This is a genomic window from Microbacterium lacusdiani, assembly GCF_054779895.1.
On record NZ_BAAGXJ010000012.1, the window covers coordinates 15059 to 30714 of the forward strand.

Sequence of the window (15656 nt, forward strand, 5' to 3'; positions counted from 1 at the left end):
GCGATGCGCGCGAAGTGCGCCATTCGACGCTGCGGATGTTCGCGTACCACTCCGGCGCGTGCGACGGGTCCGCCGCGTACGCGGCGACCTCCGCCACGGGCCGGGCGATCACGGTCTCGACGCGCACGTCAACGGCCATGAGGGTCCTCTCGGGAAGGCGGCGCGACGGGCGCCGCGTGGGGGATGTGCCAGCCGAAGTGCAGCGACACGACACGGAAGGCGAACACCACCAGCGCCACCGCGACGGCGGTCATGATGCCGTACAGCCCGGTGAGCCACAGGACGGTCGCCAGGACCGAGCCGATCATGGCGGGCACGGCGTACAGGTCGTCGCGGTTGAACAGCTGCGGTACGCGGTTCGCCACGACGTCGCGCAGCAGCCCGCCTCCCACGGCGGTTGTCACGCCGAGCAGCGCCGAGGCGACCGGGTTCATCCCCGCGTGCAGCGCCGTCACGGTGCCGGTGACGCAGAACAGCGCGAGCCCGCCCGCATCGAGGATCAGCAGCGGGCGATGCAGGCGCTCGACCCACGCGTGCAGGAAGTAGACCACGAGGGCCGCGAGCAGGGGCGGGGCGAGGTACCAGGGGTTGGCGAACGCGTTGGGCACGTTCCCGAGGACGAGATCCCGGATGACGCCGCCGCCGAGCCCCGCGAGCGAGCCCAGGAACAGCGAGCCGATGATGTCGAAGCGGCTCCGCGCGGCCAGCAGACAGCCGGACATCGCGAAGAAGAAGGTGCCGAGGAGGTCCAGCACCAGAGCGAGGGTCATGCCACCATCCAAGCACCGGCGCGGCCGCGCCCCGCGACGGCCTACTCGCGGACAGCGGCGGCGATCGCCTCCGCGAGGGCGCCCGGCTTGGAGAACTGCGGCCAGTGGCCGGTGCCGAGCGTGACCACCTCGAAGCTGCGGATGAGATCGAGCGTCTCGCCCCACGCGGGCCAGTCCGACATCATCGCTCGCAGGGTCTGCTCGTCCAGCTTGCCGGAGAGCACCGTGACGGGGACGTCGAAGCGGCGGTCGTCGGCGAGCCGGATGCCGTCGGTCGGCACCTTGGCGGGCACGCTGCGGGTGAGCGGCACCGTGCGCTCGCGGGTCGCTGCGTCGAGGTCGTCGACGTCCTCATCGTCGAAGAAGTCCCAGCCGGGGAACGGCACGACGCCGTCGACCACGGGGAACTCCGAGATGCCGGCGTCGTCGGGCGGGGGCATCGTGTCGACGAGCACCACGCGGGCGACCCGGTCCGGGCGCCGGTCCGCGGCGCCCCAGGCGACGTTGCCGCCGCCCGAGTGGCCCACGACCACGACCGGGCCGTCGAGCGAGTCGATGCGCTCGACCACGGCGTCGACCCAGTCGTCGATGCCGAGGTCCGCGGATTCGGATGCCGGGGCGCCGACGCCCGGCAGGGTCAGCGCGTGCACGCGGTGACCGGCGCCCTCCAGCCCGGGCACGACGTCGTCCCACGAGGACGCGTCGAGCCAGAGCCCGGGGATCAGGATGATCTCTGCCATGCTCCGCACGCTAGGCCGGGCCGCCGACATCCGGGTATCACACCTTTCCGCGCGAGGTCGCATCGGCGCCGTGACCGGACACGCATCCGCGTGTGGTGTCGACGCGCGGATGTGATGTCGCGGGTCAGGGGAGCAGCGGCACGACCTGCGCCAGGTCCACCGGGCCGATGATGAGCGGTGCCGACAGGCGCACGGCGGGCTTGGCGTTGAACGCGAGGCCGAGGCCCGCGGCGCTGAGCATCAGGAGGTCGTTCGCGCCGTCGCCGATCGCGACGGTCCGCGAGCGGGGGACGCCGTGCTCCTCGGCCCAGCGGAGCATCCACTCGGCCTTGGCCGCGGCGTCGACGATCGGGCCGTCGACCTCTCCCGTGAGCGCGCCGTCGGCCGCCACGAGGCGATTGGCGCGCCAGAAGTCCACGCCGAGCGCGGGGGCGACGTCGTCGAGGATCTCGTGGAAGCCGCCCGACACCACGCCCACCAGGCCGCCGCGCGCGTGCGCGGCGTCGATCAGCGCGGTCACGCCGGGGGTGGGCTCCACCCGCCCGCGCACGTGCGCGAACGACGCGACGGGGACGCCGGCGAGCTCCCGGACGCGCGAGCGCAGGCTCTGGGCGAAGTCCACCTCGCCCCGCATCGCCGCCTCTGTCGCGGCGGCGACCTCCGCGCCGCGGCCGGCCTCGTCGGCGATCAGCTCGATCACCTCGTTGCGGATGAGGGTGGAGTCGGCGTCGAGCACGACCAGGAAGCGCGCGGTCACGATGTCCGAGCGTACCGGGCCGCGGGCATGCGGATCGGCCGCACGGCCCCGCGCGTCCGGCGGGGAGCCCGCGGGCGAGTGGGTAGGCTGGCCGCATGCCCGCTGTGCTCTCCTTCGAAGACGTCGTGGTCCGCCGAGAAGGGCGGAACATCGTGGACGGACTGACGTGGACCGTGAACGACGACGAGCGGTGGGTGATCCTGGGCCCGAACGGCGCAGGCAAGACCACGCTGCTCCAGATGGCCGACACGATGGTGCACCCCACGTCGGGCACGGTCGAGATCCTCGACGAGCGCCTGGGCCGCACCGACGTGTTCGAGCTGCGTCCCCGCATCGGCTTCGCCTCGCAGGCTCTGGCGCGCCGCATCCCGGCCGACGAGACCGTGATCAACGCGGTGCTGACCGCCGCGTACTCGGTTCTCGGCCGCTGGAACGAGGAGTACGAGAACATCGACGAGCGCCGCGCGCTGCGCGTGCTGCGCGAGTGGCACCTCGATCACCTCGCCGACCGCACGTTCGGCACCCTCAGCGAGGGGGAGCAGAAGCGCGTGCAGGTCGCCCGCGCGATCATGACCGACCCCGAGCTGCTGCTGCTCGACGAGCCGACCGCGAGCATGGACCTCGGCTCGCGCGAGGTCCTCATCGGACTGCTGAGCGCGTACGCGCAGTCGCCCGTGACGCCCGCCCTCGTGATGGTGACGCACCACGTCGAGGAGATCCCGGCCGGCTTCACGCACGTCCTGCTCCTGCGCGACGGCAAGGCCGTCGCGGCCGGGCCGATCGGCGAGACGCTGACCTCCGAGAACCTGAGCGAGACGTTCGGGCTGCCGATCGCCCTGACGCAGGACGGCGGCCGCTACGCGGCGCGCGGCGCCTGATCCGGTCCCCGCTCGGCCGGCTCTTCTGGTAGAGTGGGTCGCTGGTGCCCAAGCACCGGAAGACTTTTCAAACTCTCTTGGCAAGGACCCCCATGAAGACTGACATCCACCCCGAGTACAAGGCGGTCGTGTTCCGCGACCTCGGTTCGGGCGAGACCTTCCTCACCCGTTCGACCGTGACCAGCGACAAGACCATCGAGCTCGACGGCGTCGAGTACCCGGTCATCGATGTCGAGATCTCGTCGGCGTCGCACCCGTTCTACACGGGCAAGCAGCGCATCATGGACTCGGCCGGCCGCGTCGAGAAGTTCAACCAGCGCTTCAAGAACTTCGGCTCCAAGTAAGCCGCGTTCCGCGCTCGAAGGCCCCGCTCCGGCGGGGCCTTCGTCGTTCCCGGGTGCCGAATCGCGCTCCGCAGACCGGACGGGCGGTGCCTGCGGTGCGGGTGGGGTCCCATCCGCCCCAGCGGTCGCATCGGTCCGGTTTTCGGAACCGGGGCGCCGGAGACAGGCTCGGCCGCCGGGAGGCAGGCTCAGGTGCCTCCCCGGGCGACGTGCGTCACATCCGGCCTGTGAGCGGCCGGGGTGCGCGTTGCGGAGACCGGATGGGCGGTGCCTGTGGCGCCGGTGGGGTCTCATCCGCCCCACCCGCCTCATCGGTCCGGTTTTCGGAACCGGGGCGACAGCGCCGGCGGCAGGCTACGCGCGGACGGGCCAGCTGCCGTCGAGGACCTCGGTGGGCTCGAGCCGGCCGATCCGGATGAAGTACTCGGTGAGGCTCTCGGCCTGCTCGCGCGCCCAGCCGATCTGGCGGGTGTGGAGCTCCAGCACGTCCTCGGGCAGCGTGTCGGCGAAGCGCTCGGCGATGGCGAGGGCCACGCGGCCGGCCGCGATCGCGTCGGCCGAGGCCTCGTGCGCGGACTCCAGCGGCACCGAGTAGTGCGCCGCGACGACGTCGAGCGTGCGCTTGCCCTTGCGGTATCGGTCGCACGTCTTGTCGATCACGAGCGGGTCGATCACGGGCGCGGGGGAGTCGATCGTCGCGATGCCGTGCCGCTCGCCCTCGTACTTGAGCAGCGAGAAGTCGTAGGCCGCGTTGTAGGCGACCACGGGGATGCCCGCGGACAGCAGGGTGCGCAGCGCGTGCGTCACCTCGGCGACGACCTCCGCCGCGGGGCGGCCCTCGGCGCGGGCGTGCTCGGTCGTGATGCCGTGCACGGCCGTGGCGCCCTCGGGGATCTCGATGCCCGGGTCCGCGAGCCAGTGCTCGTCGTGGATGACCGCGCCGCGCTCGTCGAGCAGGCCGACGTAGGCGGTCACGATCCGGTCCTCGGTCACGTCGATGCCGGTCGTCTCGAGGTCGAACACGCCGATCCGTCGGGTCCAGCGCCGCGGTCCCTGGTCGACCACGACGGTCTCGCTGACGACGGAGGTCTCGCGCACCACCGCGACCGCGCCGTCGGCGGCCGTCGCCTCCATCACCGTGGTCTCCGCGACGGTCGTCTCGGTGACCGTCGCCGTGCTCGCCGTCTGGGGCGCCGGGGCCTGCTCGGCGGCGGCCTCGCCGCGCGGGGTCCAGGTGGGGGTCTCTCCGGGGTGGTCGAGCCAGTCCAGCTCGAACAGCGGGGGCGGATCCGGCCACGACCTCGTCATACGCCACACCGTAGGACGCGGCGCGGACATTCCCGCGGAGGCACCCCGGGAAGCGCGCAGGCCGGCGTCCGTAGACTCGATCCGTGCCCGTCGCCTCGCCCTACGCCACCCAGCTCGCCGCGATCCCGGTCGTCCGTCGCGAGGCCGACGTGCTCGGCGGCCGCACCGCCTACTGGGTGTACGGCCCGGACGACGCCGCGACGACGATCCTGGCGGTGCACGGCTTCCGGGGCGAGCACCACGGCCTGGAGCCCGTGGTGGCCGCCCTCGAGGACGCGATCCGCGAGGGCGTCCGGGTCGTGATGCCGGACCTGCCCGGCTTCGGCGAGACGCCGCCGATCCCGGGCCGCCGCCACGACCTCGAGGCGTACGCGGACTGGCTCGGCGCGTTCGCCGCCGCGGTGGCGCCCGGCGCGATCGTCCTGGGGCACTCGTTCGGCTCGATCGTCGCCGCCGCGGCCGTCGCGCGCGGCCTCGCGACGCCTCGCCTGGTGCTGATCAACCCGATCGGCGCGCCGGCGCTCGAGGGGCCGCGCGGCATCCTGACCCGCCTGGCGATCCTGTACTACTGGGCCGGCTCCCGGCTGCCCCGCCCGATCGGCACCTGGCTGCTGCGCAACCGCCTGATCGTGCGCGTCATGTCGATCGCGATGGCGAAGACGCGCGACCGCGCGCTGCGGGCGTTCATCCACGACCAGCACGACCGGTACTTCTCGCTCTTCGCGGACAGGGACGTGCTGCGCGATGCGTTCGTGACGAGCGTCTCCCACGACGTCAGCGAGTTCGCCGAGCGGATCGCGGTGCCGACGCTGCTGATCGCCGCGGATCGGGACGACATCACGCCCATCGAGGCCGAGCGCGTGCTCGCCACCCGCTTCCCGGACGCCCGGCTCGTCGAGATCCAGGGCGTCGGGCACCTCATCCACTACGAGAAGCCCGGCGAGGCCGCCGCCGCGATCCGCGACTTCCTCGCCTGAGCGGGCCTACGGCTCGCGGCGCGCGAGCTGCATGAGGCCGCTCACCCGGTAGGGCACCGCCTCGCTCATCACCAGCGACGTCTCCGTGCGCTCGACGCCCTCGATGCCGAGGATGCGGGCGTCCACGTCGAACAGGTGGCGGGCGTCGCGGCACGCGACCAGCGCGAGCAGGTCGGTCTGACCCGAGAGCCCGTGGACCTGCACCACCTCGGGGACCGAGGCGAGCTCGCTCGTGATGCGCGGCAGCTCCACCTGGCGCACGCCGATGGCGAGGAACGCCTCGAGCGGGAAGCCGAGGGCGGCCGTCGAGATGGAGCGTTCGAAGGAGCGGAACACGCCGGCCTTGTCGAGGCGCGACATCCGCGCCTGCACCGTGTTGCGGGAGAGCCGCAGCCGCTCGGCGAGCGCCACGACGGTGGCGCGGGGGTCCTCGCTGAGAGCGGCGAGCAGCTCGAGGTCGACGTGATCGAGGGAGGCCATAGTGCGAGACAGTAGCAGTATTCTGCCGCGATCCCTGCGCATCCTGCTCACTCGTTATCGGATCGATTGCGCGTGCTGTTTTGCACGTTCCAGCGGCCCGTGGTCGCTCCGATCAGCCGCCGCCGGATTCGCGGATGAGCCGCCGGGTCGCGCGCTCGAGCGCCTCCTGCCGGGCCTCGTCCGACGCGTACGACCGGCGCACGGCCGCCGCGATCGTGCGGCCCTCCTCGAAGGCCGACACGACGCGCGGATCCACGTACGAGGTGCGCGCCAGCGTGGGCGTGTTGCCCAGGAACGCCGCCACCTCCCGCATGGCGTCGGACACGACCCGGCGCCTCCGTGTCACGCCGCCGCGGCCCGAGCGCTCGAGCTCGTCGGCGCCCGATGCGAGCTCGGCCGCGGCCAGCACGGTCGCGTGCCACGTCCGGAAGTCCTTGGCGGTCGCGTCCATGCCCGTGATGTCGCGCACGTACTCGTTCACCATGGCCGAGGTGAGCGACCGCCACGCGCCGTTGCGGCAGGCCAGGAGCGTCTCGCTGTCGTCGCGGCGCCGGCGGAGCGTCTCGACCGCGCGCGTGACGGGCTCGTCGGCGATCTCGATGCGGTGGTCCACGCCGGACTTGCCCGTGAAGGCGAACACCAGGGTGTCGCCGCGGCGCGTCACATGGTCGCGCCGCAGTGTCGTCAGCCCGAAGCTGCCGTTGGCGTCGGCGTACACGTCGTTGCCGATCCGGAAGCACCCGAGATCCAGCAGGCGCACCGCGAGCGCGCACGCGCGCTCGAGGGGCATGCCGTCGCGCGCCAGGTCGTCGCGGACGCGCGGACGCGCCTTCGCGAGCGCCCGGCCGAAGTCGAGCACGCGGTCGAACTTCGCGGCGTCGCGGCGGGAGCGCCACTGCGGGTGGTAGAGGTACTGCCGGCGGCCCGCGGCGTCGGTGCCGACCGCCTGCAGGTGGCCGTTCGGGAACGGCGTGATCCACACGTCGCGCCACGCGGGCGGGATCGCCAGGCTCCGGACGCGCTCGACCTCCTCCGCCGGCAGGCGCTCGCCGTGCTCGTCGAGGTACACGAAGCCGCGCCCCGCGCCGCGGCGGGTCCATCCGGGCTGGTCGGGCGACGTGCGCCGCAGGCGGACCACGGGCCCGCCTAGGAGCCGCGCTCGGCGCCGACGCTCTCCCGCTCGTCGGCGGCCAGCGCCAGCCCGTCGTCGGTCATCCGGAACAGCGTGACCGACGCGTTGTCGATCCGCTCGCCGGGCCGCGGGAGCGCGCCGTTCGACGCGTGCCCCAGCAGCCCGCGGATGACGCCGCCGTGCGCGACCACGATCGTCGGGGCGTCCGGCTCCTGCGCCACCACCTCGGCGAGCGCCGCGAGCGCGCGCTCGGTCAGCTCCTCGTGCGTCTCGGCGCCCGGGACGGGGACGCCGCCGTCGTAGCGTGCGTGGAAGTCGGCCACCAGCGTGCCCTCGGCGACGCCGTAGTCGCGCTCCATGAGGCCCGGGTGGGTCGCGGGCGGCTCGAGGCCCAGCGCGGAGGCGATGATCTCGGCGGTCTCGGTCGCGCGTCCCAGGGTGCTCGACGCGATGCGCTGCCATCCGCCGTCGCGCAGGGCCTCGGCGGCGAGCAGGGCCTGCGCGCGGCCCGTGTCGTTGAGGGGGATGTCCGTGCGTCCCTGGATCCGCCGCTCGGCGTTCCAGTCGGTCTGGCCATGTCGGACGAGCGCGAGGAGGGTCACACGGACGAGCCTAGGACGCCTTCCCTGGCGGATGCCGAGGACGCCCGCTCAGCGGCAGGCGCGTGCGGGGCTCAGCGCGCGGCGGGCAGGGCGCGCGCCAGCTCCGCCAGCACGGCGCTCGTCCCCGCGTCGATCTTGACGGTCGCGCGGTTGTCGGCCCGCGTCTCGCCGCGGTTCACGATCACGACGGGCAGCCTGCGGCGGCGCGCGCGCTCGACCAGCCGGATGCCGGAGTTCACCACGAGCGACGATCCGGCGATCAGCAGGGCCTCGCTGGCGAGCAGCAGCTGCTCGGCCTCGCGGAACTTGCCGGCCGGGATGAACTCGCCGAAGAAGACCACGTCCGGCTTCAGCACGCCGTCGCAGACGCTGCACGCCGGGATCGCGAAGCCCTCCGCGGACTCCGGCAGGACATCGCCGTCGGGGCCGAGCCGGACGCTGTCGGGGACGGTGATCCACGGGTTGTCGCGCTCGAGGCGCTCGGCGATGTCCCGCCGGTCGAACACCTGCCCGCAGTGGGTGCAGAACACCCGGCGCATCGTGCCGTGCAGCTCGACCACGCGGTGGCTTCCGGCGCGCAGATGGAGGCCGTCGACGTTCTGCGTGACCACGCCCGTGACGATCCCGTCGCGCTCGAGCGCCGCGAGCGCCTCGTGGCCGGCATTCGGCTCGGCCGCGGAGAAGGCGCGCCACCCGAGGTGCGAGCCGACCCAGTAGCGCCGCCGCGCCGCCTCGTCGCTCAGGAAGGTCTGCGCGGTCATGGGGGTGCGCCGCGGGGCCCCTTTGCCGCGGTAGTCCGGGATGCCGGAGTCCGTCGACACGCCCGCACCCGTGAGCACCGCGACGCGGCGGCCGGCGAGGGCGTCGATCGCGCGGCCGACGCCGGCGCGCGCGGCGTCGTCGAGGTCGGGGACGAGGGGCACGGAGCGAGTCTAGGGCGTGCGAATGACCGGCCGGACCGCCGCCCGGCGCCCGTCGCCGCCCGCGCACGGCGACGGGCCGGCGGTCGTGTGCGGGATGCTGGGGGGATGAGGATCATCCCCGTCGCCGACCCTGCCGACCCGCGGCTGGCGGACTACCGCGACCTGACCGACGTCGCGCTGCGGCGCGTGCTCGAGCCCGAGGGCGGCCTGTACATGGCGGAGTCGTCGAAGGTGCTGGCGCGCGCCCTGGCGGCGGGGCACCGGCCGCGGTCCGTGCTGACGCAGGAGCGCTGGCTGGGGGAGCTGGAGCCGCTGCTGGAGGGGCACGACGTGCCCGTGTACGTCGTGCCCGCGGACGTCGCCGAGGGGGTCACCGGCTACGCCGTGCACCGCGGCGTCCTGGCGGCCATGCACCGGCCCGAGCCGGCGCCCGTCGCGGAGGTCCTGGCCGGCGCGCGGCTCGCGGTGATCCTGGAGGACATCGTGGATCACACCAACGTGGGCGCGGCGTTCCGTGCGGCGGCGGGGCTCGGGGCCGACGCGGTGCTCGTGACGCCGCGGTGCGCGGATCCGCTCTACCGCCGCAGCGTGCGCGTCAGCATGGGGACCGTGTTCCAGGTGCCGTGGACGCGGCTGCCCGAGTGGGACGGCGACGCGGGCGCACGGGCGCAGCTGCACGCCGCGGGCTTCCACATCGCGGCGCTCGCCCTGTCGGAGGATGCGGTGTCGCTGGACGACTTCGCGGCCGCGCCGCCCGAGCGCGTGGCGCTCCTGATGGGCGCCGAGGGCGACGGGCTGTCGCGCAGGGCGCTCGCCGCGGCCGACTCGGTCGTGACCATCCCCATGGCGGGCGGCGTCGACTCGCTCAACGTGGCGTCGGCGGCCGCGGTCGCGCTGTGGGCCGTGTCGCGCGGGCAGCGCGCCTGAGCGTCAGTCCTCGGTCCGCAGCTCGAAGGGCAGCGGCTCGGGGCGCTTGGCGGTGATGTGGTCGCCCGACGACTGGTGCCGCAGCCGGCGCAGCACCCAGGGCACGAGGTGCGTGCGGGCCCAGACCAGATCGTTCACGCGCGCCTCGCGCCACGTCGTCGGGGGCAGGGGGTCCGGCTTCATGGGCTGCAGGTCGTTCGGCACGTTGAGGGCGCGCAGCACCATGCGCGCGACCTCGTGGTGGCCGAGCGCGTTCATGTGCAGGCGGTCGTCGTCGAAGAACCGGCGGTCCTGGATCTCCTTGAGCGCCCACTGGTCGGCAACGATGCAGTCGTGGCGGTCGGCGATCGCGCGCACGTTCTCGTTGTAGATCGCGACGCGGCCGCGGAACGGGCGGAACACGGGGGTGAAGTCCGTGTCGATGCCCGTGAACACCACGACCGTCGCGCCCTCGCTTCCCAGCCGCGCGACCGCGTCCTCGAACACGGCGGCGATCGCGTCGGGGTCCCCGCCGGGCCGGATGACGTCGTTGCCGCCCGCGCAGAACGTGACGAGGTCGGGCTTGAGGGCCAGCGCGGGCTCCACCTGCTCGTCCACGATCTGCCGGATGAGGCGGCCGCGGACGGCGAGGTTCGCGTACGCGAAGTCGTCCACCTGTCGCGACAGCGCCTCGGCGACGCGGTCGGCCCAGCCGCGGTGGCCGCCGGGGGAGTCCGGCTCGGGGTCGCCGATGCCCTCCGTGAACGAGTCGCCCAGGGCGACGAACCGGCGCCACGGATGGGGTCCCTCGTTCGGGACGAAGGGCGTGCGCACCTCGGGCTCGCTCGACATCGGATCCTCCACACTCGGTCTCGGGGCCTGACGAGACTACGTCATCCAGTGGGACATCGGGTGGGAGCGCGGAGGTCGCTGGACAAGCGCTGGATCGGGTGTCCGCGGCGCCCGTTATCGTTGGTCTCCCATGCTGTCACCGTCCTATCCGCAGAGAGCGCCGTGGGGTACCGCCGGCAAGCTGCGCGCCTGGCAGCAGGAGGCGCTCGAGGCGTACTTCGCCGCGGACAAGCGGGACTTCCTCGTGGCGGCCACGCCGGGCGCCGGAAAGACGACCTTCGCCCTCACGCTCGCGGGCGAGCTGCTGCGCACCCGGGAGGTCGACCGCGTCATCGTGGTGGCCCCGACGGAGCACCTGAAGACCCAGTGGGCCGACGCGGCGGCGCGCGCGCACATCCGGCTCGACCCCGCCTTCCGCAACAGCCACACCACGTTCTCGCGCCAGTACCACGGCGTGGTCGTCACGTACGCGCAGGTCGCGGTCAAGGCGTCCGTGCACCGGGCGCTCACCGAGGGCGGCCGCACGCTCGTGATCCTCGACGAGGTGCACCACGGCGGCGAGGCGCTCAGCTGGGGCGACGCGCTGCGCGAGGCGTACGGGCCCGCGAAGCGGCGCCTGCTGCTGAGCGGCACGCCGTTCCGCAGCGACGACGCGCCCATCCCGTTCGTCGAGTACGCGCCCGACGAGCAGGGCCTGCGCACGTCGGTCACCGACTACGCCTACGGCTACGGGCGCGCGCTCGCCGACGGCGTCGTCCGCCCCGTCCTGTTCCACGTGTACTCCGGCCACATGAAGTGGCGCACGCGCGCGGGCGACGAGCTCGAGGCGCATCTCGGGCAGGACAACCTGAAGGACGTCACGTCGCAGGCGTGGCGCACCGCGCTCGATCCGCAGGGCGAGTGGATGTCGGCCGTGCTGAAATCCGCGGACCAGCGCCTGACCGAGATCCGGCACCACGTGCCCGACGCGGGCGGCCTCGTGCTCGCGACCGACCAGACCGCGGCGCGCGCGTACGCCAAGCTGCTGCACTCGATCACGGGGCAGCGCGCCACGGTCGTGCTGTCGGACGACGCCGAGGCGTCGCAGCGCATCGAGCGGTTCTCCGAGGGCACCGACCGGTGGATGGTCGCCGTGCGCATGGTGTCGGAGGGAGTGGACGTGCCGCGGCTCGCCGTGGGCGTGTACGCCACGTCGTCGTCGACGCCGCTGTTCTTCGCGCAGGCCATCGGGCGCTTCGTGCGCGCACGGCGCCGCGGTGAGGCGGCCAGCGTGTTCCTGCCCCACGTGCCGGTGCTGATGTCGCTCGCGAACGAGATGGAGCGCCAGCGCGACCACGTGCTCGACCGCGGCGAGAAGGACGAGGACGGCCTCGACGACGACCTGCTGGAGGCCGCCGAGCGCGAGGAGCAGGCGTCCGACGCGCTCACGGAGGAGGGGTCCTTCGAGGCGCTGGGGTCGGTCGCCCACTTCGACCGCGTGGTGTTCGACGGCCAGGAGTTCGGCCAGCTGGCCGTGCCCGGCACGGACGAGGAGCAGGAGTTCATCGGGCTGCCGGGCCTGCTCGAGCCCGAGCACGTGCACGAGCTGCTGATGCAGCGCGTGGCCCGGCAGTCGCGGCACCGCCAGGCGCGCGAGGCCCGCGAGACCGAGGGCGGCGGCGAGCCCGTGTCGACGCTTCCCGCGCCGCTGCACCGCACGCTGCGCGAGCAGCGCCAGCTGCTCAACAGCCTGGTCGGCGTGTACGCGCGCCAGACGGGCGAGCCCCACGGCGTGATCCACGCCGAGCTGCGCCGCCGCTGCGGCGGTCCCGAGGTCGCCAAGGCGACCGTGGCGCAGCTGCAGGCGCGCATCGACGTGCTGCGCAAGCGCGTGCGCAGCTGAATTCCCGCGGCATACGCTCGGGGCATGGCCGCCCGGTACTCGTTCCGCACGACGTGGCGGGTCGACGCCGCGCCGCAGCGCGTGTGGCGCGAGCTCGAGCGGGCGATCGCGGGTGAGTCGGACGGGTGGTGGCCAGGCTTCCGCGTGGAGTCGCCCGGAGCGCCCGCCCCCGGGGGCGTGATCGGCGTCGTCGTGCGCGCGCCGTTCGGCTATCGGCTGCGCTTCTCGCTGCGGATCACCGACGTCGTGCCGGGTCGCCGCCTGGAGGCGGCCGGCGGCGGCGACCTGGACGGGCGCGGCTCGGTCGAGGTGGGCCCGCGCGGCGGCGGATCCGAGATCCGGTTCGCCTGGGACGTGGCCGTGCGGCGGCGGTGGATGCGGGTGACGGGGCCCGTGCTGCGCCCCGTGTTCGCGCTCGCGCACGGCATGGTCATGCGGGCGGGGGAGCGGGGGCTCCGTCGCGCCGTGGCGGCCGGTCGGTAGGCCGCACTTCGGGGATCCGAAAACCTGTCAATCGCGCTCCCGGGGCGGGACCGCGGCGCGTCGCTGGCTAGCGTGGAGGGGAACCCCTTCACATCCCTCATCGGAGGTCCGTTGCGCGCGCCCGCCCCGTCCCCCTCGCCGTCCGGCCCCGACACCGGCGCGGTCGCCGCGGCGACCCCGGCCGACCGCCGGCGCTGGGCGCGCTACCTCGCCGACGAGCGCGCGGAGGCCGCCGTGTACCGGCGGCTCGCGCGCTCCAAGACGGGGGAGGAGCGCGCGATCCTCGAGGAGCTGGCCGCGGCCGAGGGGCGTCACGAGCGGCACTGGCTGCGGCTCCTGGGCGGGGAGCCTGCGCGGATGCCGCGCGCGGGCCTGCGCACTCGACTGCTCGGGTGGATGGCCGGCCGCTTCGGGCACATCTTCGTGCTCGCGCTGGCCCAGGCCGCCGAGGCGCGCTCCCCGTACGACGGCGAGCGGTTCGCGACCACCGCGATGGCGGCCGACGAGAAGATCCACCACGAGGTCGTGCGCGGCCTCGCCGCGCGCGGACGGCGGCGGCTGTCGGGCACGTTCCGCGCCGCGGTGTTCGGCGCCAACGACGGGCTCGTGTCCAACCTTGCGCTCGTGCTGGGCATCGGCGCCACGGGAGTGGCACCGCAGGTGGTGCTCTTCAGCGGCATCGCCGGCCTGCTCGCCGGCGCCCTGTCGATGGGCGCCGGGGAGTTCGTGTCGGTGCGATCGCAGCGCGAGCTGCTCGACGCGACGGACCCGGGCACGTTCGGCGACGACGCGCTTCCCGACCTCGACATCGACTCCAACGAGCTGGCGCTCGTCTACCGCGCGCGCGGCATGTCGCACGAGGAGGCCGTCGCCCGCGCCCGCAAGGCCATCGCCGAGGCGCACGCCGGCCGCGTGCCGGTCCGCGCGGCGGGCCACGACGCGCACGAGATCGTGGGCGGCGCCTGGCACGCGGCCGCGTCCAGCTTCCTGTTCTTCGCGAGCGGGGCGATCATCCCGGTGCTGCCGTGGCTGTTCGGCCTCACGGGCGCGACCGCCGTGATCGTCTCGCTCGTGCTGGTCGGGCTGGCGCTGCTGGGCACGGGCTCGACGGTCGGGCTGCTGTCGGGAGCCCCGCCGCTGAAGCGGGCACTCCGGCAGCTCGCGATCGGCTACGGCGCCGCGGCCGTCACGTATGCGCTCGGACTGCTGTTCGGGGTGTCCGTGGCGTGACCCGCGGACGCGCCCGAGGGTGCGCCGATTCGCCCGGGTGGTCCGGGCGTGGTAATGTTTCTCTTCGGTCGCGAAAGCGATCGGCACCGGCCGGAAGGCCGGTCACCCAGTTGCGCGGGTGGCGGAATAGGTAGACGCGCTAGCTTGAGGTGCTAGTGCCCGTATAGGGCGTGGGGGTTCAAGTCCCCCCTCGCGCACAGAACGACGAAGGGTCCCGAGAGGGGCCCTTCGTCGTTTCCGCATGCGCACGAAGCCGGACGGCGCTGTCCGGTTTCTTGCAGGTGGGCGGGTGAAAACGGATGCGTGGCTGACTTGTTAGGCTTACCTCACCCCGAACCCCTGGACCGGAAGGCCCGCCATGCCGTCACGCCTCCTTCGCGCGCTCGTCGTCCCCGCGTCGATCACCGCCCTCGTCCTCCCCGGCTGCGCCGCGCAGGACGCCGGCGCGGTGGATCCCGAGGCGCTCGTCGTCTACAACGCGCAGCACGAGGAGCTGACGCAGGAATGGGCCGACGCGTTCACCGAGGAGACCGGCATCCAGGTCGTCCTGCGCAACGGCGACGACTCGGAGCTCGCCAACCAGCTGGTGCAGGAGGGCGAGGCGTCGGGCGCCGACGTGTTCCTCACCGAGAACTCGCCCGCCATGTCGCTCGTCGAGGAGGCGGGACTGTTCGCGCCGCTGGACCAGGAGATCCTCGCCGCCGTGCCCGAGGCCTACCGGCCGGCATCCGGTCTCTGGACGGGCATCGCCGCCCGCTCCACCGTCGCGGTGTACAACCCCGACCTGATCTCCGAGGACGAGCTGCCCGCGTCGCTGCTGGACCTCGCCGAGCCGGAGTGGCAGGGTCGCTGGGGCGCGGCGCCTGCCAAGGCCGACTTCCAGGCGATCATCTCGGCCGTGCTCGAGACGCAGGGCGAGGACGGCGCGCGCGCGTGGCTCGAGGGGATGGCGGAGAACGTCACCGAGTACCGCAACAACATCGTCACCATGAAGGCCGTCAACGCGGGCGAGATCCCCCTCGGCGTGATCTACCACTACTACTGGTTCCGCGACCAGAACAAGGCGGCCGAGGACAGCGGGAACACCGAGCTGCACTACTTCCGGAACCAGGATCCGGGCGCGTTCGTGAGCGTGTCCGGCGGCGGCGTGCTCGCCAACGCGCCGCACGCCGACGAGGCCCAGCAGTTCCTCGCCTTCATCACGGGCGAGGAGGGCCAGCGCATCCTGGGCGAGGGCTACAGCTTCGAGTACCCCGTCGTCCCCGGCGCGCCGACCCGCGACGGGCTGCCTGCGCTCGAGACGCTCGAGGCGCCCGTGATCGACCCGTCCACGCTCAACGGCCCGAAGGTCATCGAGCTCATGACGGAAGCCGGGCTCCTCTGACCACGAGC

General features: G+C 73.6%; 17 protein-coding genes, 1 tRNA gene and 1 pseudogene. 9 read left to right on the forward strand and 10 right to left on the reverse strand.

The genetic code is table 11. The features are described from left to right. Positions 1-34: 34 nt before the first annotated feature. The 4 genes and pseudogenes from ACYVGN_RS08725 to serB form a co-directional block, all read right to left on the reverse strand. Positions 35-139 (reverse strand): annotated as a pseudogene (locus ACYVGN_RS08725) (SRPBCC family protein); the annotation flags it as partial. Further along, positions 129-770, reverse strand: coding sequence for a trimeric intracellular cation channel family protein (locus tag ACYVGN_RS08730; RefSeq protein ID WP_460790162.1), 642 nt, complete (start codon positions 768-770; stop codon positions 129-131). The gene ACYVGN_RS08730 and the pseudogene ACYVGN_RS08725, both read right to left, overlap by 11 nt. A 41-nt stretch (positions 771-811) precedes the next feature. Next, positions 812-1510: an alpha/beta fold hydrolase gene (locus ACYVGN_RS08735; RefSeq protein ID WP_460790164.1), complete on the reverse strand. Its 699-nt coding sequence runs from the start codon at positions 1508-1510 to the stop codon at positions 812-814. A 124-nt stretch (positions 1511-1634) separates the two neighbouring features. Further along, positions 1635-2270: a phosphoserine phosphatase SerB gene (gene serB / locus ACYVGN_RS08740; protein ID WP_460790212.1), complete on the reverse strand. Its 636-nt coding sequence runs from the start codon at positions 2268-2270 to the stop codon at positions 1635-1637. A gap of 92 nt (positions 2271-2362) precedes the next feature. Between serB and ACYVGN_RS08745 the strand changes: the two genes are divergently transcribed. Further along, entirely contained in the window at positions 2363-3145 is a 783-nt protein-coding gene (locus ACYVGN_RS08745; protein ID WP_460790166.1) for an ABC transporter ATP-binding protein, read from the forward strand. A 92-nt stretch (positions 3146-3237) separates the two neighbouring features. Continuing rightward, complete coding sequence (locus ACYVGN_RS08750; protein WP_135113515.1) at positions 3238-3489, forward strand: type B 50S ribosomal protein L31; 252 nt, start codon at positions 3238-3240, stop codon at positions 3487-3489. Positions 3490-3843: 354 nt separating this feature from the next. Here the strand turns inward: ACYVGN_RS08750 and ACYVGN_RS08755 are convergent, their stop codons facing one another. After that, on the reverse strand, positions 3844-4623 hold the full coding sequence (locus tag ACYVGN_RS08755) for an exonuclease domain-containing protein (protein ID WP_460790214.1): 780 nt from the start codon (positions 4621-4623) through the stop codon (positions 3844-3846). Between the two features lie 257 nt (positions 4624-4880). Between ACYVGN_RS08755 and ACYVGN_RS08760 the strand changes: the two genes are divergently transcribed. Then, positions 4881-5774, forward strand: coding sequence for an alpha/beta fold hydrolase (locus ACYVGN_RS08760; protein WP_460790168.1), 894 nt, complete (start codon positions 4881-4883; stop codon positions 5772-5774). A gap of 6 nt (positions 5775-5780) precedes the next feature. Here ACYVGN_RS08760 and ACYVGN_RS08765 read toward each other — a convergent pair whose 3' ends face one another. The 4 genes from ACYVGN_RS08765 to ACYVGN_RS08780 form a co-directional block, all read right to left on the reverse strand. Further along, the gene (locus ACYVGN_RS08765) at positions 5781-6254 is read right to left on the reverse strand and encodes an Lrp/AsnC family transcriptional regulator (protein WP_055989345.1); all 474 of its coding nucleotides are present in this window, start codon (positions 6252-6254) and stop codon (positions 5781-5783) included. A 112-nt stretch (positions 6255-6366) separates the two neighbouring features. Next, positions 6367-7392, reverse strand: a complete 1026-nt coding sequence (locus ACYVGN_RS08770) for a DNA topoisomerase IB (protein ID WP_460790170.1) — start codon at positions 7390-7392, stop codon at positions 6367-6369. An 8-nt stretch (positions 7393-7400) separates the two neighbouring features. Continuing rightward, on the reverse strand, positions 7401-7988 hold the full coding sequence (locus tag ACYVGN_RS08775; protein ID WP_460790172.1) for a histidine phosphatase family protein: 588 nt from the start codon (positions 7986-7988) through the stop codon (positions 7401-7403). A 71-nt stretch (positions 7989-8059) separates the two neighbouring features. Continuing rightward, the gene (locus tag ACYVGN_RS08780) at positions 8060-8911 is read right to left on the reverse strand and encodes a Sir2 family NAD-dependent protein deacetylase (RefSeq protein ID WP_134744951.1); all 852 of its coding nucleotides are present in this window, start codon (positions 8909-8911) and stop codon (positions 8060-8062) included. A 105-nt stretch (positions 8912-9016) separates the two neighbouring features. Here ACYVGN_RS08780 and ACYVGN_RS08785 point away from each other — a divergent pair, with 105 nt between their 5' ends. Continuing rightward, the gene (locus tag ACYVGN_RS08785; RefSeq protein ID WP_055989338.1) at positions 9017-9838 is read left to right on the forward strand and encodes a TrmH family RNA methyltransferase; all 822 of its coding nucleotides are present in this window, start codon (positions 9017-9019) and stop codon (positions 9836-9838) included. 3 nt (positions 9839-9841) lie between these two features. Here the strand turns inward: ACYVGN_RS08785 and ACYVGN_RS08790 are convergent, their stop codons facing one another. Further along, positions 9842-10669 (reverse strand): SGNH/GDSL hydrolase family protein, encoded by an 828-nt coding sequence (locus tag ACYVGN_RS08790; protein ID WP_134744950.1) that lies wholly within the window; start codon positions 10667-10669, stop codon positions 9842-9844. 130 nt (positions 10670-10799) lie between these two features. On the opposite strand from ACYVGN_RS08790, the gene ACYVGN_RS08795 reads away from it, so the two are divergent. The 5 genes from ACYVGN_RS08795 (at position 10800) to ACYVGN_RS08815 (ending at position 15648) form a co-directional block, all read left to right on the forward strand. Further along, positions 10800-12551 (forward strand): DEAD/DEAH box helicase, encoded by a 1752-nt coding sequence (locus tag ACYVGN_RS08795; protein ID WP_460790175.1) that lies wholly within the window; start codon positions 10800-10802, stop codon positions 12549-12551. A gap of 24 nt (positions 12552-12575) precedes the next feature. Continuing rightward, on the forward strand, positions 12576-13034 hold the full coding sequence (locus ACYVGN_RS08800) for an SRPBCC family protein (RefSeq protein ID WP_460790177.1): 459 nt from the start codon (positions 12576-12578) through the stop codon (positions 13032-13034). 111 nt (positions 13035-13145) lie between these two features. Continuing rightward, positions 13146-14264 (forward strand): VIT1/CCC1 transporter family protein, encoded by a 1119-nt coding sequence (locus tag ACYVGN_RS08805; RefSeq protein ID WP_460790179.1) that lies wholly within the window; start codon positions 13146-13148, stop codon positions 14262-14264. A 112-nt stretch (positions 14265-14376) separates the two neighbouring features. Further along, a tRNA-Leu gene (locus ACYVGN_RS08810) sits at positions 14377-14461 on the forward strand. 161 nt (positions 14462-14622) lie between these two features. Further along, positions 14623-15648, forward strand: coding sequence for an iron ABC transporter substrate-binding protein (locus ACYVGN_RS08815; protein ID WP_460790180.1), 1026 nt, complete (start codon positions 14623-14625; stop codon positions 15646-15648). The last annotated feature ends 8 nt before the right edge of the window (positions 15649-15656 follow it).